The organism is Thermaerobacter sp. PB12/4term (genome assembly GCF_003403315.2).
Taxonomy (GTDB): Bacteria; Bacillota; Sulfobacillia; order Thermaerobacterales; family Thermaerobacteraceae; genus Thermaerobacter.
In genome coordinates, this window is sequence record NZ_CP048407.1 from 1,569,665 (window position 1) to 1,595,479 (window position 25,815).

Annotated in this window: 21 protein-coding genes and 1 riboswitch; of the genes, 13 read left to right on the top strand and 8 right to left on the bottom strand. The window is 72.8% G+C overall.

Features of this window, described 5'->3' with window-relative positions; genetic code table 11:
* Positions 1-18: 18 nt before the first annotated feature.
* Positions 19-1,230, bottom strand: coding sequence for an NADH-quinone oxidoreductase subunit D (locus DYI95_RS06525; RefSeq protein ID WP_116900561.1), 1,212 nt, complete (start codon positions 1,228-1,230; stop codon positions 19-21).
* Between the two features lie 304 nt (positions 1,231-1,534).
* On the opposite strand from DYI95_RS06525, the gene DYI95_RS06530 reads away from it, so the two are divergent.
* The 8 genes from DYI95_RS06530 to DYI95_RS06565 all read left to right on the top strand — a co-directional run bounded on the left by DYI95_RS06530 (position 1,535) and on the right by DYI95_RS06565 (position 12,489).
* Positions 1,535-2,167, top strand: a complete 633-nt coding sequence (locus DYI95_RS06530; RefSeq protein ID WP_116900560.1) for a DNA-3-methyladenine glycosylase — start codon at positions 1,535-1,537, stop codon at positions 2,165-2,167.
* 319 nt (positions 2,168-2,486) lie between these two features.
* Positions 2,487-3,563 (top strand): BMP family protein, encoded by a 1,077-nt coding sequence (locus DYI95_RS06535; protein WP_116900559.1) that lies wholly within the window; start codon positions 2,487-2,489, stop codon positions 3,561-3,563.
* 141 nt (positions 3,564-3,704) lie between these two features.
* Complete coding sequence (locus DYI95_RS06540) at positions 3,705-5,234, top strand: ABC transporter ATP-binding protein (RefSeq protein WP_116900558.1); 1,530 nt, start codon at positions 3,705-3,707, stop codon at positions 5,232-5,234.
* Positions 5,231-6,475 (top strand): ABC transporter permease, encoded by a 1,245-nt coding sequence (locus tag DYI95_RS06545; protein ID WP_116900557.1) that lies wholly within the window; start codon positions 5,231-5,233, stop codon positions 6,473-6,475. Before DYI95_RS06540 ends, DYI95_RS06545 begins: the two co-directional genes overlap by 4 nt.
* Complete coding sequence (locus DYI95_RS06550; RefSeq protein ID WP_006903831.1) at positions 6,462-7,376, top strand: ABC transporter permease; 915 nt, start codon at positions 6,462-6,464, stop codon at positions 7,374-7,376. The genes DYI95_RS06545 and DYI95_RS06550 overlap by 14 nt, the downstream gene beginning before the upstream one ends.
* Before the next feature lie 367 nt (positions 7,377-7,743).
* Positions 7,744-9,495: an ABC transporter ATP-binding protein gene (locus tag DYI95_RS06555; RefSeq protein ID WP_116900556.1), complete on the top strand. Its 1,752-nt coding sequence runs from the start codon at positions 7,744-7,746 to the stop codon at positions 9,493-9,495.
* A 117-nt stretch (positions 9,496-9,612) separates the two neighbouring features.
* A complete protein-coding gene (locus DYI95_RS06560) occupies positions 9,613-11,796 on the top strand; it encodes an ABC transporter ATP-binding protein (protein WP_116900555.1) in 2,184 nt (727 codons plus the stop codon).
* 18 nt (positions 11,797-11,814) lie between these two features.
* Entirely contained in the window at positions 11,815-12,489 is a 675-nt protein-coding gene (locus DYI95_RS06565) for a TIGR00725 family protein (protein ID WP_116900554.1), read from the top strand.
* 232 nt (positions 12,490-12,721) lie between these two features.
* Here the strand turns inward: DYI95_RS06565 and DYI95_RS06570 are convergent, their stop codons facing one another.
* Entirely contained in the window at positions 12,722-13,060 is a 339-nt protein-coding gene (locus tag DYI95_RS06570) for a hypothetical protein (protein WP_116900553.1), read from the bottom strand.
* A 188-nt stretch (positions 13,061-13,248) separates the two neighbouring features.
* On the opposite strand from DYI95_RS06570, the gene DYI95_RS11960 reads away from it, so the two are divergent.
* Together DYI95_RS11960 and DYI95_RS06580 are read left to right on the top strand one after the other, a co-directional pair.
* A complete protein-coding gene (locus DYI95_RS11960) occupies positions 13,249-14,052 on the top strand; it encodes a methylated-DNA--[protein]-cysteine S-methyltransferase (RefSeq protein WP_203530586.1) in 804 nt (267 codons plus the stop codon).
* On the top strand, positions 14,049-15,185 hold the full coding sequence (locus DYI95_RS06580) for a metallophosphoesterase (RefSeq protein ID WP_116900552.1): 1,137 nt from the start codon (positions 14,049-14,051) through the stop codon (positions 15,183-15,185). The genes DYI95_RS11960 and DYI95_RS06580 overlap by 4 nt, the downstream gene beginning before the upstream one ends.
* An 89-nt stretch (positions 15,186-15,274) precedes the next feature.
* On the opposite strand, the gene DYI95_RS06585 is transcribed toward DYI95_RS06580, so the two are convergent.
* The 4 genes from DYI95_RS06585 to DYI95_RS06600 all read right to left on the bottom strand — a co-directional run bounded on the left by DYI95_RS06585 (position 15,275) and on the right by DYI95_RS06600 (position 20,779).
* Positions 15,275-15,928, bottom strand: a complete 654-nt coding sequence (locus DYI95_RS06585) for a TenA family protein (protein ID WP_243149660.1) — start codon at positions 15,926-15,928, stop codon at positions 15,275-15,277.
* Positions 15,929-16,067: 139 nt separating this feature from the next.
* The gene (locus DYI95_RS13085; RefSeq protein ID WP_305849848.1) at positions 16,068-18,839 is read right to left on the bottom strand and encodes an ATP-binding cassette domain-containing protein; all 2,772 of its coding nucleotides are present in this window, start codon (positions 18,837-18,839) and stop codon (positions 16,068-16,070) included.
* A 16-nt stretch (positions 18,840-18,855) separates the two neighbouring features.
* Entirely contained in the window at positions 18,856-19,452 is a 597-nt protein-coding gene (locus DYI95_RS06595; RefSeq protein WP_116900549.1) for an ECF transporter S component, read from the bottom strand.
* Between the two features lie 166 nt (positions 19,453-19,618).
* Positions 19,619-19,738, bottom strand: a riboswitch (TPP riboswitch).
* 264 nt (positions 19,739-20,002) lie between these two features.
* Complete coding sequence (locus tag DYI95_RS06600; RefSeq protein ID WP_006903821.1) at positions 20,003-20,779, bottom strand: SDR family oxidoreductase; 777 nt, start codon at positions 20,777-20,779, stop codon at positions 20,003-20,005.
* Between the two features lie 178 nt (positions 20,780-20,957).
* On the opposite strand from DYI95_RS06600, the gene DYI95_RS06605 reads away from it, so the two are divergent.
* The 3 genes from DYI95_RS06605 (at position 20,958) to DYI95_RS06615 (ending at position 23,854) form a co-directional block, all read left to right on the top strand.
* Complete coding sequence (locus DYI95_RS06605; protein ID WP_116900548.1) at positions 20,958-22,151, top strand: acyl-CoA dehydrogenase family protein; 1,194 nt, start codon at positions 20,958-20,960, stop codon at positions 22,149-22,151.
* The gene (locus tag DYI95_RS06610; RefSeq protein WP_116900547.1) at positions 22,148-23,266 is read left to right on the top strand and encodes a phosphotransferase family protein; all 1,119 of its coding nucleotides are present in this window, start codon (positions 22,148-22,150) and stop codon (positions 23,264-23,266) included. Before DYI95_RS06605 ends, DYI95_RS06610 begins: the two co-directional genes overlap by 4 nt.
* Before the next feature lie 87 nt (positions 23,267-23,353).
* Positions 23,354-23,854, top strand: a complete 501-nt coding sequence (locus DYI95_RS06615) for a DinB family protein (protein WP_116900546.1) — start codon at positions 23,354-23,356, stop codon at positions 23,852-23,854.
* A gap of 46 nt (positions 23,855-23,900) precedes the next feature.
* Here the strand turns inward: DYI95_RS06615 and DYI95_RS06620 are convergent, their stop codons facing one another.
* Together DYI95_RS06620 and pxpB are read right to left on the bottom strand one after the other, a co-directional pair.
* Complete coding sequence (locus tag DYI95_RS06620) at positions 23,901-24,932, bottom strand: biotin-dependent carboxyltransferase family protein (RefSeq protein WP_116900545.1); 1,032 nt, start codon at positions 24,930-24,932, stop codon at positions 23,901-23,903.
* Positions 24,929-25,732: a 5-oxoprolinase subunit PxpB gene (gene pxpB / locus DYI95_RS06625; protein WP_116900544.1), complete on the bottom strand. Its 804-nt coding sequence runs from the start codon at positions 25,730-25,732 to the stop codon at positions 24,929-24,931. The genes DYI95_RS06620 and pxpB overlap by 4 nt, the downstream gene beginning before the upstream one ends.
* Positions 25,733-25,815 lie beyond the last annotated feature (83 nt).

Here is a 25,815-nt window from a genome sequence, read left to right on the forward strand (position 1 = left end):
AGCCCGGGGCCCCTGGTCCTAGCGGTCCACTTCGCACAGGACGATGTCGATGCTGCCGATGATGGCCGTCATGTCGGCCACCAGATGGCCGCGGGCCATGAGGGGGAGCAGCTGCAGGTGCACGAAGCAGGGTGAGCGCCAGTGGGCGCGATACGGCATGACGTCGCCCCCCGCCACCAGGTAGAGACCGATGACGCCCCGGGGCGATTCGATCTCGTGGTAGATCTCCCCCGTGGGGCGGAGAGCCCGGGGCAGCTTGGCCATCACCGGCCCCCCGGGCAGCCGGCGCAGGGCTTCCCGGGCCAGGCGCACGCTCTCCAGGATCTCCTGGATCCGGACCTGGTTGCGCGCCCACACGTCACCGCCTTCGGCCACCACGGGGCGAAAGCCCAGCTCCCGGTAGGGTACGCCCTGGTCCGAGGCCCGCAGGTCCCGCGGCACGCCGCAGCCCCGCAGCACAGGACCGCTGGCCTGCCAGGACACCGCCTGCCGGGGCGCCAGGACGCCGATGCCGCGGGTGCGGCGGACGTACATCTCGTTGTCGAACAGGAGCTTGACGTACTCCGGCCAGGCCTCCCTCTCCATGTGGTCGAGCCAGGCCAGGGCCCGCTCGACCCAACCGTCGGCGGTATCGTTGCGGAGCCCGCCGATGCGCATGAACTGGGGGAAGAGCCGGCCGCCCGAAAGTTCCTGGACGAGCATGTAGTACATCTCCCGGTCCCGCCAGGCGAACAGGAAGGGCGTCACCGCTCCCAGGTCCAGGCCCATGGTGCCCGCCCAGAGCACGTGGCTGGCGATCCGCTCCATCTCGCACAGGGCCAGCCGCAGCCACCGGGCCCGCTCGGGCACCTCCACGCCCAGCAGCCGCTCGATGGCCTCGCAAATCAGCCGCTCGTTATGGAAGGGTGCGATGTAGTCGTTGCGGTCCGCAAAGGGGACGTTCATAGCGTAGGTGCGGTACTCGGCCTGCTTCTCCCAGTTGCGGTGCATGAAGCCGATGTCCGGTTCGGCATGGACGATGGTCTCGCCCTCCAGGGTCAGCACCACCCGCAGCACGCCGTGGGTGCTGGGGTGCTGGGGCCCCATGCTGAGGACCATGTGCTGGCCCTCGTCGTCCAGGTAGCGCAGCTCCACGCGGGCGTCGCCGCGCGGATCGGGCAGCGACGCCGTGTAGGCCGGATCTCGCTCCAGCAGCGGGCTGCCCGCCCGGCCCGGCACCTTGTCCGCCATGGCGCCCCCGCCTCCCTTCCCGGGCTCCGGCCCACCGCCCGCCTTGCGGCGGGGCGGGCCGGCTGGTTCCACCCCCCTAACCTGTCCTGACCTGCCACCCCTTATCCGCACCCCGACCCGCCCGGGCGGGTCCCGGCTCGCCTCCGGCCGCGCCGGCCGCCGCGCGGCCGCCGGGTGCGCTACACTGTTGTCCATGGACGAGCGGCACGGCGTGCCTTCCAGCCAGCGTTCAGCGCGAGGTTCACTCCAGGGCCTCCAGGGCGCCGGGAACGTCCTGGCCGGGGGATCCCGGGAGGCGGGCGGCGTGGACGCGATCCCCCTGGGTCCCGTGGTGGAGGCCTCCTTCTACCGCCGGCCTGCGGCCGAGCTGGCACCGGCCCTTCTCGGCCTCGAGCTGGTGCACGAAACGCCGGAAGGCCTGGCCAGCGGCATCATCGTGGAGACCGAGGCCTACCAGGGACCGGAAGACCGGGGCGCCCACTCCTTCGGCGGCCGCCGCACGGCCCGCACGGAGGTGATGTTCGGCCCTGCCGGCCACGCCTACGTGTTTTCCATTTACGGCATGCACCACTGCTTCAACGTGGTGGCCGCCGAGCCCGGCGAGCCGCAGGCCGTCCTGGTGCGCGCCCTGGAGCCCCGGCGCGGCCTGGCTCTCATGGCCCGCCGCCGCGGCGCCGGCGGGCACCGGCCCGGGCGGCCCGGCGTCCTCACGGGCGGGCCCGGCCGGCTCTGCCAGGCGCTGGGCATCACCCGCGGGCAATACGGCCTGCCCCTCTTCGATCCGGCCTCCCCCCTGCGGATACACTACCCTCGCCCGCCCTTCATGGTGGCGGCCGTCGCGTGCGGGCCAAGGATCAACATCGACTACGCGGGCGAGTGGAAGGACGTGCCCTGGCGGTTCTGGGTGGCCGGCAACCCCCACGTGTCCCGCCCGTAGCCGGGTTCAAGGGGTCGGGACCGGGGCCAGGGGCATGGGAGGCCACCCTTGCGCCCGCCCCCGGGCGGGGACGGGGCGCGCCGGGGACGGGGGCTGGCCTTTCCTTCCGCCCCCACTTCTGTGATGGATCACCGCTCGGGGCTGTCATGGGGCACCAGCCGTTGTATTCTCCGCCACCCGCCCCAGAATGTTCTGGCGTGCGCAAACGGCATGGTGGCAGGAGTTTGGTTCGGCGCGGGGAACACGTCCATGGTTTGCGGCTTCGACATCCTTCGCGGAGCCGCTCGTCAGCATCAAAGCCTTCGACGGGGGGTTTTCTATGCGCGGGCGAGCCAGAGGCCGGACGCTGGGCCTGGCCCTCATGGTGGCGGGATCCCTCATTCTCTCCGCGTGCGGCGGGGGTGGAGGCGGTTCCCAGGACCAGGGTGGCAACGGCGGCGGTGGCGGCCAGGAAGCCAAGGTGCGCGTCGGCCTGGTGTACGACGTCGGCGGCCGGGGCGACCAGTCGTTCAACGACATGGCCTACGCCGGCCTGGAAAAGGCGATCCAGGAGTTCGGCGACAAGGTCGAGGCCCAGGACGCCGAACCCGACGCCGGCGGCCAGAACCGGGAAGACCTGCTGCGGACCTTTGCCGACCAGGGCTATGACCTGGTGATTGGCGTCGGCTTCCTCTTCACCGATGCCATCACCGCCGTGGCGAAGGAATATCCGGAGGTCAAGTTCGCCATCGTCGACTCCTGCCCCGAGGAGCCCCTGGACAACGTGGCCTGCCTGACCTTCAAGGAACATGAAGGCTCCTTCCTGGTCGGCGCGGCCGCGGCCCTGAAGACCCAGACCGGCACCATCGGCTTCGTGGGCGGCATGAAGACGCCTCTGATCGAGCGGTTCGAGGCCGGCTACCGGGCCGGTGCCAAGTACATCAACCCCGACATCAAGGTCCTGTCCGACTACGCCGGCACCACCGGCGAGGCGTTCAACAATCCCACCAAGGGCCGCGAGCTGGCCCTGGCCCAGATCCAGCAGGGCGCCGACGTGATCTACCACGCGGCCGGCGGCACCGGCAAGGGCGTCTTCGAGGCCGTCAAGCAGCAGGGCAAGCTAGCCATCGGCGTCGACGCCGACCAGTCGCTGACGGCGCCGGACTACGCCGATGTGATCTTGACCTCCATGGTGAAGCGGGTCGACGTGGCCGTCTACGATGTCATCCGCTCCGTGGTGGAAGACAACTTCAAGGCCGGCCTCCACGCCTACGGCCTGAAGGAAGATGGCGTCGGCTACGCCGTCAACGACAAGAACCGCTCCCTGATCGAGGACATCACCGCCCAGCTAGACGAGCTCAAGGAGAAGATCATCAGCGGCGAGATTCAGGTGCCCGAAACGCCGGGCGACGTGTGAGCGCAGCGGCCGCTACAGGCGTGCCGGGCACAGCGCGCTGCGGCCGGGGCAGGGAACCTCTGGCCGGATTCCACCGCAGGGGACGGCACGGGGCCGTCCCCTGCCCGTGCCCGGCGGCAGCGGCGCAGGGAGGTGCCGGTCGTGCCGGACGCGGAGTGGATGCTGGAGGTCCGCCACATCACCAAACGCTTCCCGGGCCTGGTGGCCAACGACGACATCAGCTTTGCCGTCCGCCGCGGTGAGATCCACGCCATCGTAGGCGAAAACGGCGCCGGCAAGTCGACCCTGATGAAGATCCTGGCCGGCCTGTACGAGCCCGATGCCGGGGAGGTGCTCCTCGAGGGGCGGCCGGTACGCCTGCGCGGCCCGCGCCATGCGGCCCAGCTGGGCATCGGCATGGTCCACCAGCACTTCATGCTGGTGCCGCGCTTCACCGTGACGGAGAACGTGGTGCTGGGCAGCGAGCCGGGATCCGCGGCCCGGCTGGACCTGGCGGCCGCCCGGGCCCGGGTGGCCGAGCTCGCCCGCCGCTACCATCTGGACGTGGACCCCGATGCCCGGGTAGCCGGGCTTTCCGTGGGCCAGCAGCAGCGGGTGGAGATCCTCAAGGTGCTCTACCGGGGCGCCCAGCTGCTCATCCTGGACGAGCCCACGGCGGTGCTGGTGCCCCAGGAGGTGGAGGAGCTCTTCCGCCACCTCAGGGAGCTGCGCCAGCAGGGGAAGACGGTGCTCTTCATCAGCCACAAGCTGGACGAGGTGCTGGCCATCGCCGACCGCATCACGGTGCTGCGCCGCGGCCGGGTGATCGGCACGGTGGAGGCCCGGGAAGCCACCAAGCCCCAGCTGGCCGAGATGATGGTGGGGCGCCCGGTGCTCTTCCACCTGGACCGGCCCGCGCCGCCGCCGCAGGAAGAACCGGCACCCCTCCTCTCCCTGCAGGACGTGACCTGCGTCGAGGGGTCGCGCACCGTGCTCGAGGACATCCGCATCACGGTGTACCCCGGCGAGATCTACGCCATCGCCGGGGTGGAGGGCAACGGCCAGGCGGAGCTGGTCCAGGTGGTGACTGGACTGCGCCCGGTCACCCGCGGGCGGGTTGAGATCTTCGGCCATGACGCCTCGGGGTGGAGCGTGGCCCGGCGCCGGGCCGAGGGCGTGGCGGTGATTCCCGAAGACCGCCACCGCCAGGCGCTGGTCTTGCCCATGACCCTGTGGGAAAACGCCATGCTGGGCAGCCACCGCGACCGCACCTGGCGCCGCGGCTGGTTCTACCACCCCGGCTCCATCCGGGAGCGGATCGCCCGGTACGTCGCCCGCTACGACGTGCGCACCCCTTCCCTCGACGTGCCCGCCGCCGCCCTCTCGGGGGGCAACCAGCAGAAGCTGATCCTGGCCCGGGAGCTGGAACGGCAGCCCCGGCTGATCGTGGCGGCCCAGCCCACCCGCGGCCTGGACGTGGGCGCCATCGAGTTCGTCTGGGGGCAGTTGCTGGCCGCCCGGGCCCGCGGGCTGGGGATCCTCTTGATCTCGGCGGACCTGGAGGAGATCCTGGCCCTGGCCGATCGCGTGGGCGTGCTGGTGCGGGGCCGGCTGGCGGGCGAGCTCGCCCGGGAAGAGGCCACGGCCGAGCGGCTGGGCCGGCTGATGCTGGCGGGGGGTGAAACGGCATGAAGGTAGCCCGCACGCTGCTCTACGCCGCAGTCCCCGTGGTGGCCCTGGTGCTGGCGGGGCTCATCGGGGCCGTGGTGGTGCTGCTGACGGGCGGCCATCCCCTGGAAGTCCTCCAGGTGATGCTGACCTACAACCTCTCCAGCGCCGACAGCATCGCCGGCGTCCTGTCGCGCATGACCCCCCTGATCCTGTCGGGCCTGGCCGTGGCCCTGAGCTTCCGCGCCGGCCTGTTCAACATCGGGGTGGAAGGCCAGTACCTCATCGCCGCCTTCACCGCCTCCCTGGCCGGCATCTACCTGGCAGGCCTGCCGGCGGTGCTGCACCTGCCCCTGACCGTTCTGGCGGGCGTGGCCGGCGGCGCCCTCTGGGCCTGGCTGCCTGCGGAGCTCAAGGTGCGGCGCGGGGTGCACGAGGTCATCAGCACCATCATGCTGAACTTCATCGCCACGTCGCTGCTGCTCTGGCTGATCGGGGACGTCTTCCGTGACCCCAGCCAGGCGGGCACCACGCGCGTCCGCATGCCCGAGATCGCCGCCACGGCCCGCATCCCGCGCATCCACGGGCTGGCCGAGGCGCTGGGCATCCACCTGCGCCCGTCGGTGGCTCTGGACTGGTTCTTCCCCGTGGCCCTGGCCATGGCCCTTGTGGTGTACTTGCTCCTCTGGCGGACCCCCCTGGGCTTCGAATTGCGGTCCGTGGGACTCAACCCCGAGGCCGCCCGGGCGGCCGGGATCCCCGTGCCCGCCGTGCAGCGCCGGGCCCTCCTGCTCAGCGGCGCGCTGGCCGGCCTGGTCGGCATGTCGGACCTGCTGGGCTACTTCGGTTACCTGGACATCGACTTCCCGCGCGGTTACGGCTTCACGGGGATCGCCGTAGCCCTTTTGGGAGCGAACCACCCTGCGGGCATCGTGCTGGCGTCGTTTCTCTTTGCGTTCCTGCAGCGGGGAGGCCTGGGCGTGCAGGCCCTGGCCGACGTGCCGCGCGAGGTCATTACGGTGATGGAAGGCGTCATCATCCTGACCATGCTGATCACCTCGGCCGTGGCGGGCCGCTGGCTGCGCCGCTGGGAGCGGGCTCGCATCCTGGCCAGCCAGGAACGGGGCGCCACCGGCGCGGGAGGAACCGGCTCCCTGGCCGCCGGCCCGCAGGCGGGGAGGCCCGGCGAAGCCCGGCCGCGCTCCGGCGGGGAGGCCCAGGCGGCCGCCGCCACGGGAGAGGAGGGACACCATGCCGGCGCCTGACGCGTCGTCCCCGGCCCTGCTGGTGGCTCTGGTGGCCCTCATCGCCGCCACCCTGCGCCTGGCCCTGCCCGTGCTGATCACCAGCGTGGGCGCCACCTTCACCGAGCTGGGCGGCGTGGTGAACATCGGCCTCGAGGGCATGATGCTGTTCGGAGCCTTCTGCTCCGCCTGGGTGGGCATCACCGCCGGGCCGCTGGCCGGTATCGTGGCCGGCGCCCTGGCGGGCGCCGCCCTGGCCGTGGTGCACGCCGTGGCCGCCGTCCGCTTCCGCATCGACCACATCGTCAGCGGCGTGGCGATCAACCTGCTGGCCGCGGGCCTGGTGCGCATCGGCAGCTACCGGGCCTTCGGCACGGCCACCACGTCCCCCCGGGTCGAAGGGCTGCCGGCGCTGCCCGTGCCCTACCTGGGGGACATCTCGCCGCTGGTCCCGGCGGGCCTGCTGTTGATCCTGCTGGTGTGGTACGTCCAGCAGCGGACCCCCTTCGGCCTGCGCCTGAGGGCGTGCGGCGAGAACCCCCTGGCGGCCGACACCCTGGGGGTCAACGTGGAGGCCATGCGCATCACCGGCGTGGTGCTGAGCGGCCTGTTCGCCGGGCTGGCCGGATCCTATCTGGTGGTCGAGCTCAACCACGTGTACGTGGAGGGGATGACCCAGGGCCGGGGTTTCGTCGCCCTGGCCGCCATGATCTTCGGCAACTGGTCCCCGGTGGGCGCCGCCCTGGCCTCCCTGCTGTTCGGCGCCGCCGAGGCGCTCTCTATCCAGGCCAACGTGGCCATTCCCTACCAGTTCCTCGAGATGGTGCCCTACGTGGTGACCCTGCTGGTGCTGGCCGGGGTGATGCGGCGGTCGACCCCGCCGGCGGCGGTGGGAACCCACTACAGCCGTGGCGAGGAGTAGGCCGGCCGCCGGCCCGCGCGGGCCGGCTCCCGTGCGACCGCTGCGGGACCGCCGCTACGGCGGGGCCCGCGGACCGGCAGGATGCGCCACCGCCCTCGAAACCGGGGCACAACCGAGAACGATGCGCGCGAAGGGGACCGCCGCCGGCGGCCCCCTTCGCGCGAGACAGGGGGAGTACCCTGGGGGGTGGACCATCGCAGCCGATGGGCCCGGCCGGGACGACCGGCCCCGGCCGCTTACCGATAACCTTCGCAGGACCGCCGGGCAATGAGGGGGTCGCCGCCCCGAAAGGGTCCGGTTCCTGTGCTATACTCATAGCTTGCCGGAATTTTCGGGAGCCGGGAGAACGGGAAAGGATGGAGCCCCCTTGGGCAAGCGCATGGCCTTCCTCCTTCGCCTCATCCGCCCCCACTGGCACCGCTATGCCCTGGGTGTGGGTGCCCTGCTGGCCACCGACGTCCTGCAGCTGGTGATTCCCCGGCTGGTGGGCGGCTTCACCGACGCCCTGGACCGCGGCGCCCTGGACATGGCGGGCGTCCTGCGCTACGCCGGGCTCATCGTCGGCCTGGCCATCGGCGTGGGAATCTTTCGCTATTTCTGGCGGATCTACGTGTTCGGGACCTCGTGGCGGATCGAGCGCGAGCTGCGGGAGCGCCTGTTCGGCCACCTGCTGGGCCTCTCCGCCAACTACTTCAATCATCACAAGACGGGCGACCTCATGGCCCACGCCACCAACGACCTGCAGGCGGTGCGCATGGCCGTGGGCCCCGGAGTGCTCATGCTGGCCGACTCGCTGATGATGAGCACCGGCACCCTGGCGGTGATGCTGCTGACCATCGACTGGCGGCTGACCCTGCTGGGCCTGTCCCCCCTGCCGCTGCTGGCCCTCTCCTCCTGGGGGCTGGGCCGGGCGATCCACGCCCGGTTCCGCCGGGTCCAGGACATCTTCAGCGACCTCACCGACCGGGTGCAGGAGAACCTCTCGGGCATCCGCGTGGTGAAAGCCTTCTCCCGCACCCAGGCGGAAGAACAGGCCTTCGAGCGGGTCAACCGGCGCTACCTGGAGGCCAACCTGCACCTCCACCGGGTGGATGCCGCCTTCGACCCCCTGATCGACTTCCTGGCCGGCCTGGGCTTCGTCATCGTGGTGGGTTACGGCGGGTCGCTGGTGCTGGACGGGATCATCAGCCTGGGCGACTTCGTCGCCTTCATCAGCTACCTGGGCATGCTGGTGTGGCCCATGCTGGCGGTGGGCTGGGTGGTCAACCTGCTGGAGCGCGGCGCCGCCTCCATGGAGCGGATCGATGCCATCCTGGCCGAGCGGCCCGAGATCACCGACGCTCCCCAGCCAGCCCCCGTGGAGCGCCTGGCCGGCCGCATCGAGATCCGCGGCCTCACCTTCCGGTACCGCCCCGAGCTGCCCCCGGCCCTGCAGGACCTGACGGTGACGGTCGAGCCCGGCCGCACCCTGGCTCTGATCGGGCGCACGGGCTCCGGCAAGACCACCCTGGCCAACCTGCTGGTCCGGGTCTACGACCCGCCCGCCGGCACGGTGTTCATCGACGGCGTCGACGTGCGCCAGATCCCGCTGGAGGTGCTGCGCCGGGACATCGGTTACGTGCCCCAGGATCACTTCCTTTTCTCGAAGACCATCGCGGAGAACATCGCCTTCGCCCCCGGCGAATGGTCCCGGGAGGCCGTGGTGGCGGCGGCCCGCGACGCCCAGGTGGAAGAGGACATCCGCGGTTTTCCCCGGGGCTTCGACACGCCGGTGGGCGAGCGCGGGGTCACCCTCTCCGGCGGCCAGCGCCAGCGGATCAGCATCGCCCGGGCGCTGCTCAAGGACCCGCCGATCCTGATCCTGGACGACTGCCTCTCCGCCGTGGACAGCCAGACGGAGAGCCGCATCCTGCAGCGGCTGCGGGAGATCATGGCCCGCCGCACCACCATCCTGATCTCCCACCGGGTCTCGACGGTCCAGCACGCCGACGAGATCCTGGTGCTGGACGGCGGGCGGGTCATCGAACGGGGCACCCATCAGGAGCTGCTGGCCCGCCGCGGCGAGTACTACCGGCTCTACCGCCGCCAGCGGCTGGAGGAACAGATCGCCGCGGAGTGACGGCACCCGCCCCGGCGGCCTGCCGGCGCCTGGACCTGCGGCCGGCGACGGGCAAGAGCCGCGGGTAGGAACCGGCCGCGGAGGGCATGGCAGCGAGAGAGGAGCCTTTGCGGCATCATGGAGGACTACCGGGAAGACGAGCATCTCGGCAAGATCTACGACGGTCGCCTGATGCGGCGCCTCCTGGGTTATGCGCGGCCGCACCTGGGGTGGATCCTGGTCAGCATCGGCCTGCTCCTTCTGGTGACGGCCGCCGACCTGGCGGGTCCGTTGCTCATCCGTACGGCCATCGACCACCACCTGCGGGCGGCCGACCGGCCGCGCATCGCCCTGGCCCCCGCGGCCCTGGAGCAGCTGCCCGAGGGCCTGCAGCGCGAGGCCGTGGCCTTCGAGGGCCGGTTCTTCCTGCGGGAAGACCGCCTGCCGGACGGCTTCCTGGGCCCCGCCCAGCGCGCCGCCGGCCGCTACCAGGTCCTGGAGGCCCAGGGCGGCCAGCACTACCTGGTCCAGGTCGGGGACGAACCGGTCACCGCACCGCCCGCCCGCCTCCAGGTAGCGGAGGCCGGCGGCCAGACGGTGATCCTCGCCCCCGCGGGGGCGGGAGACGGTCCAGGCGCGGCGCCCCGGGCCCTGCCGGCGCGGCTGCTCAGCCGGGCGGAGCTGCACCAGTTCCGCCAGCCCGAACGGGCCGCCGTGGCCCGCATCGCCGGGCTCTACCTGGCGCTGGCGGCCACGGCCTTCCTGCTGGCCTACACCCAGGGCTACCTGCTGCACCGGACGGCCCAGCGGATCGTGGCCGAGATCCGCCGCCAAGTCTTCGGCCACCTGCAGCGGATGCACCTGGGCTACTTCGACCGCAACCCCGTGGGGCGGCTGGTCACCCGGGTCACCAACGACGTGGAGACCCTCAACGAGATGTACACCAGCGTGGTGGTCAACCTCTTCCGCGACCTGTTCGTGCTCTTGGGCATCGCCGGCATCATGCTGGCCTACAACGCCCGCCTGGCCCTGACCGCCTTTGCCGTCCTGCCCCTGGTGGTGGCGGCGGCGGCCGTGTTCCGCACCCAGGCGCGGGCGGCCTACCGCCAGGTGCGGGTGCGGCTGGCCCGGATCAACGCCTTCCTGGCCGAGAACATCTCGGGGATGCGGATCATCCAGGTCTTCCGCCGCGAGCGGGAGCAGTTCGCCGAGTTCGACCAGATCAACCGGTCCTACTTCCAGGCCACCATGCGCCAAGTCACCATCTTCGCCGTGTTCCGCCCGGTGATCGACTTCCTGTCGTCCCTGGCCCTGGCCCTGGTGGTGGCCTACGGCGGCGCCCAGGTGCTGGGCCGGCAGCTGGAGCTGGGCGTCCTGGTGGCCTTCATCCAGTACGTGCAGCGGTTCTTCCGGCCCATCACCGAACTGGCCGAGAAGTTCAACATCCTGCAGTCCGCCATGGCCTCGGCGGAGCGCATCTTCGGGGTCCTGGACACGCCGCCGGCGGTGGTCGACCCCGCCCGTCCCCGGGTGCCGGCCCGGGTGCGGGGGGCCGTGGAGTTCGATCACGTCTGGTTCGCCTACCGGGATGAGGAGTGGGTGCTGCAGAACGTATCCTTCCGGGTCGAACCCGGCGAGACGGTGGCCTTCGTCGGCCACACGGGCGCCGGCAAGACGTCGATCCTCAGCCTGATGGCCCGCTTCTACGACGTCCAGCGGGGCGCCGTGCGGGTGGACGGCATCGATGTGCGGGAATGGCCCCAGGAGGAGCTGCGCCGCCACATCGCCGTGGTCCAGCAGGACGTGTTCCTTTTCACCGGAACCGTCCGCGACAACATCCGCCTCTGGAACCCGGCCATCTCCGACGCCGCCGTGGAGCGGGCCGCCCGGCTCACCAGGGCCGACGAGTTCATCCGGCGCCTGCCGCGGGGCTACGACGAGCCCGTGACGGAGCGGGGTTCGACCCTCTCGGCGGGCCAGCGCCAGCTCCTGGCCTTCGCCCGCGCCCTGGCGTACGATCCCACCATCCTGGTGCTGGACGAGGCCACGGCCAACATCGACACGGAGACGGAGCAGCTGATCCAGGAGGCGCTGCGGCAGCTGACCCGGGGCCGGACCACGCTGATCGTCGCCCACCGGCTCTCCACCATCCAGCACGCGGACCGCATCATCGTGCTGCACCGGGGACGCATCCGGGAGGTGGGCACCCACCGGGAGCTGCTGGCCCGGGGTGGCCTCTACCACCGCCTCTGGCTGCTGCAGCACGGCGAGCAGGAAGAACTGGCCGCCGGGGTCGAAGGGCGTGCCCGGCGCGAGGCCTGACGGCAAGGAGGGTTGCCCGTGGATCACCCTGCGGAGTACCGGCAGGACGACCTGCCCGCCCACCCTGGAGGCATGCCCCCCGCCCAGCCGCCGCTGCGGGTGGCGGTGATCGGCGACTCGGGAGCCATCCCGGCGGACCTCTACCGGGCGGCGGTGGAGACGGGGGCCGCCCTGGCCCGCCTGGGGGCGGTGGTGCTGACCGGAGGGCGCGACGGCGTGATGGCCGCCGTGTCCCGGGGCGCCTGGGAAGCCGGGGGCCTGACGGTGGGCATCCTGCCGGGTGACGACCCCCGGGAGGGGAACGCCTGGCTGGCCGTTCCCCTGACCACGGGGCTCGGCATGGAGTGGCGGAGCCTGGTCCTGATCCACAGCGCCGACGCAGTGCTCATGATGGGCGGCGGCAACGGCACCCTGGGCGAGCTGTCCGCTTCCTATCTGAACGGGCGCCCCGTGGTGGTCCTGGCCGGGACCGGCGGCTGGTCCGACCGGATCCGGACGGTGCTCACCGACGGCCGGTTCCTCGACCACCGCCGCACCATCCCCCTGGAATTCGCCGCCACGCCGGAAGAGGCGGCCCGGCGCGCCGTGCAGCTGGCACGCCGGTTCCGCCAGCGGTACTTCCCCGGACCGGCCCGGTGGCGCGGCCTGGGCGAGGCCGGCGGCGGGGCGGGCGACGTGGTGGCGCCGGCCTGAGCACCCCGCCGGAGCATCCTGGCGGGGCCGCCTTCGGCGCCGGCGCCACCGCGCCCCTCGCCCCTCGCCCCTTGTCCCCTGCCCGGCGGCTCCGCACCCGGCCCGCGTCCAGGACGGCCCGGCTGCTCAGGGCGGCGAGCGGGCCCTGGCCGCGACCCTCTCGGCGGCAGCGGGACGCGAAGGCTCCCGCACGGCGTGAGAGGGCTCCGGCCGGAACCCGGCACCGGCTGCCTCACCGCCGGCGGAACTCGAAGGTGCGCCGCATGGGGTTGTAGACAGGCCGCATGTGGGCGTAAAGTCCTGGCAGGGGCTGGGGTTCCGACATGGGCAGGACGGCACCGGCCAGCAGCAGCCGGCCCAGTTCTTCCATCCCGACCTGCCGTAGCTCGGGTCCCCCTTCCCAGAGGAAGTAGCGCCGTTCCCGGTCCTGCACGATGGTGACGTCGTTGCGGTGGAGGAACCGGTACACGGCGTAGTAGCGAGCGCGGAAAAAGGAGTCTTCCTCCGGCTCGGGCGGCAGGTACATGGCGCACCCCCAGGCGAAGAGTTTGTGCAGGATGGATTCGACCATGGTGGTGGATTCCGACCCCTCCAGGTTTTGACCCTGCGCCCAGGCGCCCGGGTTTCCGCAGGAAGGTTCGATTCCGGCAAGGCAGGTCCTGCCGCGGCCGGCCGCCTGGAGCCGGCCGCCTCCGGGCCAAGGGCCCGGGTGGCCCGGGTGGCCGGCCGCGGGGATCGCCGGGTGGGAGGGACCCCTTCATGGGCAAGAACGATAGCCAGGCATCCCGTCCCGCGGGAGAAGGCGACTTGCGGTATACGGTGGTTTCAACCCCCGTGGGCCCTGCCCGGGTGGTCTGGTCCCCGCGGGGCTTGCGGGCCCTGGAGCTGGAAGAACCCGGCCGCCCGGCCCGCGCCGGCGGCCGTACCGGCGGGCCCGTCCAGGAACCCTCCCCGGCCGGGGAACCGGCGCCCGGACCGGCCGGTGGCAGGCCCTGCGGGGCGGCCAGGCCCGCCCCGCGCACCGCTTCGGCGCGGGGCGGGTGGGCGGCCGGTGCCCGGCGGGACGACAGCCGCCGTCCCCACTGGCAAGCCTTGCTGGATGCGTGGTTTGCCGGCAAGCCCGTCCCGCTGACCCTCGATCTGGAGGGCGCCGGACTTTCTCCCTTCACCCGGAAGGTCCTGGAGGAGGTGCACCGCATTCCCCGGGGGCAGGTCCGCACCTACGGCGAGATCGCCCGGGCCGTGGGGCGCCCCGGCGCCGCGCGGGCCGTGGGCAACGCCGTGGCCGCCAACCCCATCGCCCTGCTCATCCCGTGCCACCGGGTGGTGGGCGCTGGGGGCCGGCTGGGGCAGTACTCGGGCGGAGGGCCCGGCGTGAAGGAGCGCCTTCTGCGCCTGGAGGGTGCCTGGCCCCCGGAAGGCACCCCGGGCGCAGGGCGCCCGCCCCGGGGAGAGTCCGGTCGCCTGGCGGGACGAGGAGAGAGGCGCCGTGAGGGGACGGGTGCCGGAGGGGCGAGCCTCCTGCAGGCCCCCGTCCCCGCTGGCGGGAGGAGCGCCGGGTGAGGGCACGGGGCATCCCCACCCGGGTGTCCCCAGCCTCGGCATGTCCCACCCCCGGGCCGCATCCCCGGACCATCCCCGCCCAGGGGATCCCGGGCCTGGGCATCCACGCCCTGGCGGTACCGGCCTTCTGGGCCGGCACCGCCTTGCCGGATCTGTTGCGGCTTCTGGCCGTGTTCGTCCTGGCGGTGGTCGCGTGGGGCTATCTGGTTGAGCCCCGCTGGCTCAGGGTCCGCGCCTACCGCCTCTCCCTGGGCGCCGCCGCCCGCGGCGGGCGGCCGGTACCCCTTCCGATCCCCCGGCCCCCAAAGCGGCCGGTGCGGCCCCGCAGCACACCGGCCGCTGGCCCGGCGGCCAAGGGCGCCCCTCCATCCCCTGCCGCCCGGCAGGGCGGCACCGCGTCGTCCGCCACCCTGCGGGCCGCGGCAGCGCGGCCGTCCCGGCTGCGCCTCGCCCACCTGACAGACCTCCATGCGCCGGTGTACCGGGTGTCCGAGGCGGCGCTCCTCCGCTGGATCGAGGCGTGGCAACCGGATGCCGTGGTCTTCACCGGCGACCTGGCCGAGGGCAAGGGGCTCCCTGCCCGGCGGGGGGTCGAGCTCCTGCGGCGGCTGGCGCGGCGGTGGCCCGTGTACCTGGTCCCCGGCAACCACGACCACCTGTACGGGTGGAGCCGCCTGCGCCGCGAGCTGGAGGGGACGGGGGTCCACCTCCTGGTCAACCAGGGAGCCCGCCTGGAACAGGGGCCTGCCGGGGTCTATCTGGCGGGGGTGGACGACCCCCACACCGGCCGGGACGACCTGGGGGCCGCTCTGGCCGGGGCGCCGCCGGGATGGCCTGTGGTCCTGCTGGCCCACGCGCCGGCCGGGGGCATCCGCCGGGCCGCCGCCGAGCTCGGCGCCGGGCTGGCCCTGGGCGGCCACACCCACGGCGGCCAGGTTCGCCTGCCGTTGCTGGGCGCCCTGTGGATTCCCGGGCAGGGCTGGTTCCCCACCTACGACCGGGGCTGGTTCCAGGTTGGCGGCACCTGGTGGTTCATCGCCGCGGGCCTGGGCACCCCCCGCCCCTGGATCCGGCTGCTCTGCCGACCCGAGCTGGTGCTGCTGGAACTGGTGCTGGGCGAAGAGGGGCGGTGAGGAGCAGGCGATGGGCCCCGCTCCGCCTCACCGCCTGCCCCCGGCGCGCCAGGCGCAGCCCGGCAACGCCCGGCCGGCCCGCCAGGCCGCTAGCCGGCGTGCCAGGCCGCATCGAAGAAGGCCCGTTCCAGCTCCATGGCCGTGCGGTAGAGGGGGGCCACCCCGGCCGGGCCGCCCGCTTCACCGTGCCACCGGTTGAGAACTCCCTCCAGCTGCGCGGCCAGCGCCGCGAAATCCGGGCTGCCGTAGGTTTCCACCCATTCCCGGTACGGGTTGCCGGGTGCGACCCGGCCCAGGAGGGACCGGCCGAGGAAGGCATAGAGCCGCATGCAGGGGGTCATGGCCGCCGCGATAGCCCCCACGCCCCGGGACCAGGCCACGTCCAGCAGGAAACCGGTGTAGGCCCGGGTGGCGAGGGAGGGTTCGGGATGGAGGACGGCTCCCCAGCGGGCGGCGTAGCCGTGGTGCAGCCGCAGCTCCTGCAGCACGCCCTGCAGCAAGCGGTGAAAGGTCACCATGGTCTCCCGGTCCGGCGCCTTGGCGATGGCCAGGGCATAGGCGCGGGCAAAGGACTCCAGGTAGGTCGCGTCCTGGCCCACGTACCAGATGAACTTGCTGCGGGGCAGGTCGCCCCGGGCGATGCCCTGGACGAAGGGATGGTCCAGGCAGCCGGCAGCCAGGTCCTGGTTCTGGCGCCAGAGCTCGGCCGCCAGGCCTGCGGGCTCGCCGGCACCCTGCTCCACGCCGGCGCGCTCTTGCTGGCGGCCTGATGGCGGGCCCGACGGCGGCTGACCCGGACCCCCTCCGGGACCCTGCCCTTTCCCTTGCTGCCCGTTGCGCCGGTTCATCAAAGCCCATCCCCCCTGTGACAAGCTCCCGTCCCTACGGCAAGCTCCCTTGCAGCCCGCGGGCGGCCATCAAGGCCGCCACACCGGCTCCCAGTAGCAGGGCGGCGTACCCCGCTTCCCGCCACCCTGCCGGCAGGGTGCGATAGTACGTGCGGTGGCGGCTGCCGTCGAAGCCCCGGGCCTGGAGGGCCACGGCCACTACCTCGGCCGTGCGGATGGCGTGGACCAGCAGAGCCAGGCTATACCGATAGAGGGCCCGCAGGCGCCCGGCGGGACCCCGCTCGAGCAGGCCCCGTACCCGGAAGGCCTGGCGCACCCGGCCGAGCTCTTCCTGAAACAGCGGCACGAAGCGCAGGGCCGCCAGGAGGCCGTAAGCCCAGCGGGGGCTCAGCCGCCACTGCTGGACCAGGCCCAGCACCAGCTCGCTGAGGCCGGTGGTACGGGCGTAGAGCACGCCCAGGGCACCCAGGGTGAGCAGGCGCAGGCCCACCACCAGCCCGTGTTCCAGTCCCTCGGCCGTGAACCGGTACCAGAGCACCTGCCCCACCACGTGCTCGCCTCGGCCGAAGGCGCCCAGCGTCCAGATGCGGGTGGCGGCCACCAGGACGAAGGGCGCCATGGACACCAGCCAGCGCCGGAGTCCCAGCCCGCCCAGAATCCAGCCCAGCAGCAAGGGCACCGCCAGCAGCAGGGCCAGCGCCGCCGGATCGCCCGTCGCCAGCACCAGGGCGGCAGCAGCCAGGTGGGCCGCCAGCTTCCACGCCGGATGAACCCGCCCCAGCCAGGACCGCCCACCGGCCCCGGGCAGCGCGCCCGGGGTCCCTGCGCCGGCCTCCGCCGGCCCGGGTTCCGGCGACCCCGCCGGCGGGCCCCCCGGCGAAGGTCGATCCGCCCGGGACGGGCCGGAGCCTGCCGCCGCGCGCCGGCCTGGGCAGGCCGGCGGCCGTCCCGGGGGCGCCACCCCGTCGCCGGGAACCGTCCCCGGGCCCGCCAGGCCCCTCAGCCCGGCGGCGGCCGCCGCGGCCGGGTCGTCCGCCAGGCCTGCCGGCGGGCCGTCATAGAGCAGCCGGCCCTGGCCGAAGACCAGCACCCGGGTCGCCACGGCCAGCGCCAGCTCCAGGTCGTGGGTGGCCATGACCAGGGTGGTTCCCTGCCGGTACACTTCCATGAGTTCCCCTAGGAGGGCGGCCGCCGTGCGGGCGTCCTGGCCGAAGGTGGGTTCGTCCAGGAAAAGCAGCGGCCGCGGCACCACCAGCATGCTGGCCACGCTGAGGCGCCGCTTCTGGCCCTGGGAGAGGGTGTAGGGATGAACGGCCTCCAGCCCCTCCAGCCCGAATCGCTGGATCAGGGCCTTCACCCGGGCTGCCAGCTCCGCCTCCGGCACACCTGCGAGCCGCCCGCCCAGGGCGATCTCGTCGTGCACGGTGTCCGTGACGAACTGGTGCTCGGGGTTCTGGAACACGAAGCCGATCCGGGCGGTCTCGCCGGGCCGCCCCTTGAGGGCCGGCCCGTGGACGACCCGGCCGGCGGCGGGCGGTTGCAGGCCCGCGGCCACCTGCAGGAAGGTCGACTTGCCGCTGCCGTTGGCGCCCAGTACGGCCACCCACTCCCCCGGCCGGAGGGTCAGGCTGACCCCCGACCAGACGGTGCGCGAGCCGTGGGCTGCGGTGACGCCCTCCATCCGCACCAGGGGCAGGGCGGACCGGCCCGGGAGCGCGCCGGGCCCGTTCCTCGCTCCGGGGAAGCCGGCCGCCGCCCCCGCGGAGCCTGGGCCAGAGCCTGGGGAGGCTGCCCCGTCCAGACTGGAAGGCACCTCCGCCTGCGGTGCGATGGCTGGGGCGCCCAGGGACTGCTCGCCCGCGCCGGTCCACTCCGTTCCCGCCGGCGCCGGGCCGGACGCCCGGCCGGAGGCGGCACCGGGTAGGGCGGCGGGCGGCGCGGACCGGCGGAACGCCTCTACCTGGGGTACCCAGAAGGGGCCCCAGGAGCGGGGCCGCCAGATGCCGAAGGCGTCCAGGGCGGCCCGCTGCTCAGCCAGGACCCGGTCCGGCGGGCCGTCGGCCAGGAGGGTGCCCGAGGGGCCGAGCAGCACCACGCGGTCGACCCAGTCCACCACCCCGTCCAGGTTGTGCTCGACCACCAGGACGGTGACCTGCCGCCCCAGGCCGTAGAGGTTTTCCAGCACCAGGGCCCGCCCTGCCGGATCCAGCTGGGCCGTGGGCTCATCCAGGATGAGCATGTCCGGCTCCAGCGCCAGCACTGCCGCCAGGGCCAGGCGCTGCTTCTGCCCGCCCGAGAGGGCGTGGATCGGGTGCCCGAAGGGAACGTCGAGGCCCGTGGCCGCCAGCGCCCGGGCCACCCGGGCCGGCATGGCCGCCGGCGGCACGCACCGGTTCTCGAGGCCGAACGCCACCTCTTCGTCCACGGTGAACAGGCAGAACTGGGCCTCGGGGTCCTGGAAGAGCACGCCGGCCTGCCGCGCCGGTTCCAGGATCCCCTTCACCTCGGCCTCCACCACGGCCGGGATCAACCCGGCCAGGGCCAGCGCCAGGGTGCTCTTACCGGAGCCGCTGGGGCCCAGGAGCAGCACCCGTTGCCCGGCGGGTATGGACAGGCTCACGCCCCGCAGGGCCGGGTCGCGCCGGTCCGGGTAGCGGATGGTCAGATCGCGGCAGGCAGCCGCCGCCCGCGACGGCTCCGGCAGCCCCTGGCCCGGGGACACCGGGTTCGGGGTCGAGCCGCCGGCCGGCCCAGGGGTGGCCGCTGGGGGGTTGGCCGCCGGGCCCGCCGGGGCGCCCGACCGCACCGCATGCCGCCCCATCTCAGCCCGCCAGCCCTGCGCCCCGGTCCCGCCGGTTCCTCACCACGGCAAAGCCGTTGAGGGCCCCGGTGCGGGCCAGGCCGTCGACCAGCACCTTGGTGAAGACACCGGCCACCACGGCGCCGCTGAGCAGCCGTACGGCCACCGCGCCCGCCAGCACGCCCGGCTGCATGCCGGTGAAGTACCCCGTGACGGCATCCAGCGGGATGCTGGCGACGGCGGCCAGGGCGCCGGACAGCGCCAGCACCGGCAGGTCGAACCGCCGGTAGCGGAGCAGGGCGAAGGCCGCCTCGGCCCCCAGCCCCTGCAGCCCACCGTACAGCAGCACCCAGAGCACGTCCGGGCTGCCCAGGACCAGCTCGCCCGCGGCCGCAGCCAGCTCCGCCACGAAGGCCACCCCCGGCTTCTGGATGATGTAGGCGGCCAGGGTGCTGGCGACAAACCAGATGCCGTAGGTGGTTTCGGCCAGGACGGGATGGACGGCCTGGGCCAGCGACCACAACCCCCAGGCGTTGATGAACACCACGGAACAGGCGGCCGCGATGAACGTGAGGATCACGATCTCGCGGAACTGCAGGTGACGGGACGAACCGGCCATGGCGAGCCCCCCTTGCGGTTCCGGGACGGAACCGGGGGCTCGCGGGGCCGGCGAGGCGCACCCCCCGGCCGGGATGGCAGGGAGAACCTGCCCGTTCCGGTCCGGCGGGAGGCAGAGGAAAGAAAACCCACCCCCGGCTGGAGGTGGGTCGCGTGAAGCCGCCCCAGGCGGTCATGCGGTACCTTCCTCACGCCGGTATGACCCGGATCGAGTCCGAAGGGTAGCGCGGTGCCGCGTCCCGGCTCCCGGCGCTTCTCAGCCCGTGAGGGCACCCCCGGTACCGACTTCCCGATGGTCTTGTTCACCCTGATCATAGGCCCGGGCACGGCGGGCGTCAACGGCGGCCAGGCTCCGGGCCGGGACGGGAAGTGGGGGCGGGCGGTCTGGAGCGGTCCCGGCCCTCCGGGCCCGTGTTCCTTGGCCCGCGTCCTCGCGGCCGTGCCCCTCCCGGGCGGTGCCGGCGGTGCGTGCCACCCGCCGCCGGGGACGCCGCCCGGGCCCCCCCGCCCACCGGGCTTTCAGGCCCGGCCGCCGCCGGCCGCCCGCGCCCTCAGACGGCCGTGATCCCCCCGTCGATGGCCAGGACCTGGCCCGTGATGTAGGACCCGGCCTCGGACGCGAACAGCAGCACCGCGCCCTGCAGGTCCCGCTCGCCGCCCAGCCGCCGCAGGGGAACGGACTGCTCGATGAGGGGCCGGTACTGGGCCAGGATGCCCCGGGTCATCTTGGTCGGGAAGAACCCGGGCGCGATGCAGTTCACCGTGATGCCGTATTCCGCCAGCTTGGCCGCCAGGTCGCGGGTGAAGTTGATCACCCCGGCCTTGGAGGTGTTGTAGGGCAGGGTCTGCATCACCCGCGGGTCGCTGCCCCGCAGGCCTGCCACCGAGGCGACGTTGATGATCCGGCCTCCCCGGCCCCGGTCCACCATCACCCGGGCCGCCTCGCGGCTCATGTAGAAGGTGCCGTGCAGGTTCGTCCGGATCACCTTGTCCCAGGCTTCCAGGGGGATCTCGAACAGGGGGGCGCCCCAGGTGGCCCCCGCGTTGTTGACCAGGATGTCCAGGCCACCCAGGGCTTCGACCACCTGGTTGACGGTGGCCACCACCTGGTCGTAGTCGGTCACGTCGCAGCGCAGGGCCAGGCACCGGATCCCCTGGGAGCGCAGCTGCTCCTCCGCTTCGCGCAGGCCCTCCTCCTTGCGGGCCGTGATCGCCACGGCCGCCCCGGCCTCCCCCAGACCCTGGGCGATCTGAAGGCCCAGGCCGCGGCTGCCTCCGGTGACCAGGGCCACTTTCCCGTCCAGCCGGAAACGATCGAGAACGCCCACGTGACGGCCGCCTCCTTCCACCCGGCCGGGCGGCCGGAGACGGGCCGCCACCCGGCCGGCGCCGGGCATGCAGGTATTTCCTTCTCGGCAGCGAAGCCAACTCCTACCGCCGGGCGGCCCGCCCGCCGGAAGGCGGCGGTTCGGGCGAGGGCCCGCTGCGCGAAGCGCCACCGGGGTGATGCTCGTGTACGATTTCCGGCCGACCCCCGAGCAGGAAGCCGTCCTGGAACGCACCCGCGCCATCATGGACGAGCACGTCTACCCGGCCGAGGCCGAGTTCTTCCGGACCGGCACGCTGCCCGAAGAGCGCATGAAGGCCATCCAGCAGGCGGTGAAGGAGGCGGGGCTCTGGGCCCCCCACATGCCCAGGGAGGCCGGGGGCCTGGGCATGGGCATGGTGACCCTGGCGCTGATGAACGAGATCCTGGGGCGGAGCCCCCTGGCGCCGCGGGCCTTCGGAACCAGCGCCCCGGACACCGGCAACCAGGAGATCCTCTGGATGTTCGGCACGCCCGAGCAGAAGGAACGGTTCCTCAAGCCCAACCTGGCCGGCGAGATCGATAGCTGCTTCGCCATGACCGAACCGGAGGTGTCGGGTTCCGATCCCACCACCATCCGGACCCGGGCGGTGCGCGACGGCGACCACTGGGTGATCAACGGCCACAAGTGGTTCATCACCAACGCCTCCCGGTCGGCCTTTGCCATCGTCATGGCCGTCACCGACCCCGGCGCGCCGCCCCACCAGCGGGCCACCATGATCATCGTGCCTACGGACACGCCTGGCTTCCGCATCGTCCGCCAGATCCCCGTGATGGACGATGGGGGTGGCCTGGGCACCCACGACGAGATCGTCCTCGAGGACTGCCGCGTGCCCGTGGAGAACACCCTGGGGCCCGTGGGAGAGGGCTTCCGCATCGCCCAGGCCCGCCTGGGCCCCGGGCGGATCACCCATGCCATGCGCTGGATCGGCGTGATGAACCGCAGCTTCGAGCTGATGGTGCGGCGGGCCCTGACCCGGGAGACCCGCGGCCAGAAGCTGGCAGAGTTCCAGACCATCCAGAACTTCGTGGCCGACTCCTACGCCGAGATCCAGGCGGCACGCCTCTTGACCCTGTATGCGGCCTGGCGCATGGATCAGGGGCTCGATGCCCGCAAGGAGATCTCGCTGATCAAGTTCTTCGGGGCCCAGGTCCTCCACCGCGTGGTGGACCGCGCCCTGCAGGTGCACGGAGCCCTGGGCTATTCCCGGGACACGCCCCTGGAGCTGTTCTACCGCGAGGCGCGGGCGGCCCGCATCTATGACGGCCCCGATGAGGTCCACCGGGTGGTGGTGGCCCGGCGGATCTTCAAGGAATTGGGAGGCCAGCCATGAGCCAGCCGGAAAGCCAGCGCCTGGCCGGTCCGGGTGGGGATGGGTTCCCGCCCGGCACCATTCCCGTGCGGCCGGGAGAGGAACTGGACCTGGATGCGGTGACGGCGTTCCTGGAGCGGGAGGTGCCCGCGTTTCCGGGACCTCCTGTGGAAGTACGGCAGTTCCCCGCAGGGGCGTCCAATCTGACCTACTGGTTGCGGGCCGGGGATTGGCAGGCCGTGCTGCGCCGGCCGCCCTTCGGCCCGCTGCCGCCCCGGGCCCACGACATGGTGCGGGAGGCCACCATCCTGCACCACCTGCACCCCGTCTTCCCCCTGGCCCCGCGGCCGCTGGCCGTCTGTCCCGACCCCTCCGTGCTGGGGGCGCCTTTCTATGTGATGGAATACCGGCCCGGCGTGGTGGTCGACGACCAGTTCCCCGGCGGTCGGACCCCGCCTCCCGAAACCTGCCGCCGCATCGCCCAGCGGGTGGTGGACACCCTGGCCGATCTCCATGCCGTGGACTACCGACAGGCGGGGCTGTCGGGGTTGGGGCGGCCGGAGGGGTTCGTCCGCCGGCAACTGGAGGGCTGGGCCGGCCGCTGGCGGCGGGTGGAGACGGAACCCATCCCCGCCCTGGCGTACCTGCTGCCCTGGCTGGAGGAACGGGTTCCCGAGCCGGCGGGCACCGCCCTGATCCACAACGACTTCAAGCTGAACAACATGATCCTCGACCCGTCCCTCGACAGGGTGGTGGCGGTGCTGGACTGGGAGATGGCCACGGTCGGGGATCCCCTGTTCGACCTGGGTGTCAGCCTGAGCTACTGGGTCCACCCCGACGATCCCGAGGTCCTGCGCAACGGCCTGCCTACGGTGACCACCTGCCCGGGTTTTCTGCGGCGCGGCGAGTTCGTCCACCGGTACGCCCTGCGCACCGGCCGCGACGTGAGCGGCATCGGCTGGTATCTGGTCTTCGCCTACTTCAAGCTGGCCGTCATCCTTCAGCAGATCTACTACCGGTGGAGGGCGGGGCAGACCCAGGACCCCCGTTTTGCCAGCTTCGGGTCCATGGCCCGCGGCCTCATCGAGCTGGCGGCGGAGGCGGCCGGCCGCGGGGCGGGCGCGGGGTTGCTTTAAGTCGAGCCCCGGCCCCTCCGGCCAGGCTGTCCCGGGGTCGTTCTCGGCAAGGGCAGGAGAAGAAACTGTTGACCGGGGGGAGGACGCATGGTAACGGCAGCGGCCACGGCGGGACGCCCGCTCACCGCGGCGGAGTTCTTTTTGCCCAACCTGCGCGGGTGGCGTCAGGTCCTCCTGCAGTGCACCGCGGCCATGGACGACCAGCAGCTTCACTGGGTGCCGCCGGGTGGGGTCAACTCCGCCGCCTGGTGCGTCCGCCATCTGGCCCAGTCCGAGGACTGGTTCGTCAACGCGGTGATCCTTCAGAAGAACATGCAGCCCCGGCGGTCGCGGGAGCTGGCCACCCGGGAGGCCCTCTTCGGCTATCTGCAGGCGGTGTGGGCCCACACCGACGCCCGGATGGCCGAGTGGGATATGGATTACCTGCTGCAGCCACGCACCATGCCGCCGGGCTTCCGGGGCACCCCGGCGGAACACCTGACCGTGCTGTGGGTCGTCAACCAGATGATCCAGCATTTCGCCTACCACACCGGCCAGGTGCGCATGCTGGCCCGGCTCATGGGCGTGGAGCCGGGCGGCCTGGGGTGAGGGTCCGGCCAGGTCACCCCGGCGCGGTCCTGACGGGGAGCGCCCGCTACGACAGCGGAGGTGCCGGGCCGGCGCCGGGCAGCCGACCCTCCCGGCGACCGGCGTCCGGAGCCGGCCCCTGGTCGCCCGTGGCAAGCCCCGGGACGATCACCCGCTGGCTGTGCAGCAGCCTCCACCAGTGGCGGTACAGTTCTTCCGCCCGCGAGCCGTCCATGGGGCGGAAGCGGATGCGGTCGCCCGGCCGCGCCTGGGCCAGCAGCGACAGGTCGGGGGTGACCACCACCCCCAGCTTGGGGTAGCCCCCCACGGTGGCCCTCCCCGCCAGCAGCACGATGGGCTGCCCGCTGGGCGGCACCTGGATGGCGCCCAGGGGCTGGCCTTCGGAGAGGACCTCCCCGGGAGGCCGGGGCACGGGGGGTCCCTCCAGCCGGATGCCCATGCGGTCCGACGCAGCGGTGACCGTATACTCGCTTTCCCAGAACACCTTCCAGGCCTCGGGCGGGAAGAACCCGGCCTGGGGGCCGGGCACCACCCGGGCCACAAAGGCGTCGGGAACGAAGGTCCACCGCACCCGCCGGCCGGCCAGGGTTTCCAGAGGAACCGCCGGCCGGCCCAGAGGGAGCCGGTCGCCCGCCTGCAGGGGCAGGCCGGGCCTCCCAGGCAGCCCGCCCAAGCGACCCAGGGGATCCGACGAGCGGCTGCCGGCCACCGGTTCCACCGCAATGCCGCCCGCTACGCACAGCATGGCCCGGCACCCCCGGGTACCGCCACGGAAGGCCAGCACGCCGCCGCGTTCCACCAGGACCACCTGGCCGGTGGGCAGCGGCCGCCCGTCGAGGGTGGGACCCAGGTCGGCCCCGGTGACCGCGATGGCCGCCGGCGCGTGGAACCGGATGGACGGGCCCAGCAGGGTGATTTCCAGAGCCGCCGCCCCTGGCTCGTTGCCCACCAGGCGATTGCCCAGGATCAGGGCGGCTACGTCGGCGGCCCCCTGCACCGGTACCCCCAGGTGCTGCAGGCCGGGGCGTCCCAGGTCCTGGATGGTGGTGTACAGGCCGGGGTTCAGGATCTCCATCATGCGCCGTCGTCCCGTTCCTCGTGCGGAGCCTCCCGCGGAACCCACTGGGGCCGGTACGCGCCGCGGGCCACGGCCAGCTCGATGCGGCGGTATTCGCCGGCGTCCACGGGCACGAACCGGACGAAGTGGCCCGGCCTGAGCAGGGCCGGGGGCGAGGCGGCCGGGTCAAACAGCCGCACCGGCGTGCGGCCGATCAGGTTCCACCCGCCCGGGCTCTCCACGGGGTAGACGCCCGTCTGCGCGCCCGCGATGCCCACCGAACCGGCCGGAACCCGCGTTCGGGGCACGGAGCGACGGGGGGTCGCCAGCCTGGGGTCAAGCCCCCCGAGGAAGGGAAATCCCGGGGCGAAGCCCAGAAAGTAGACGAAATAGTCGCGGCCCGCGTGCAGGCGCACCACCTCTGCGGGGGTCAGGCCGTGCTGCCGGGCCACCTCCTCCAGATCGGGCCCCCACTCGCCACCATACACCGTGGGCAGGAGGCAGACGCGTGCCGGTTCCGGGGGATTGTCGCCCGGGTCCTCCAGTTGCTCGCGGCACCGGCGCACCAGTTCCTCGAAGGTGACCGTCAAGGGGTCATAACGGATGTACAGGCTGGCGTAAGCCGGAACCAGGTCCACTACCCCCGGCCAGCGGCCGGACTGCACCGTGCGGGCCAGCCGGTGGACCTGCCGGTTTACGGCGGGGTCGATGACCTGGGTGAAGGTCACGTAAAGGCCGCAGTCACCCGCCCGGAGAAAGCGGGGTTCTTCCGCCCGCCCGCCCGCATCCCGGGCGGGCTCCCCGCCGGTCCCTGCGGTCATCCGGTTCCCCCCCAGCGGCCTGGCAGGCCTCATGGAAATCCTGTTTGGTCGACAAGGCGTCGTGACGTCCGGAAATGCCACCG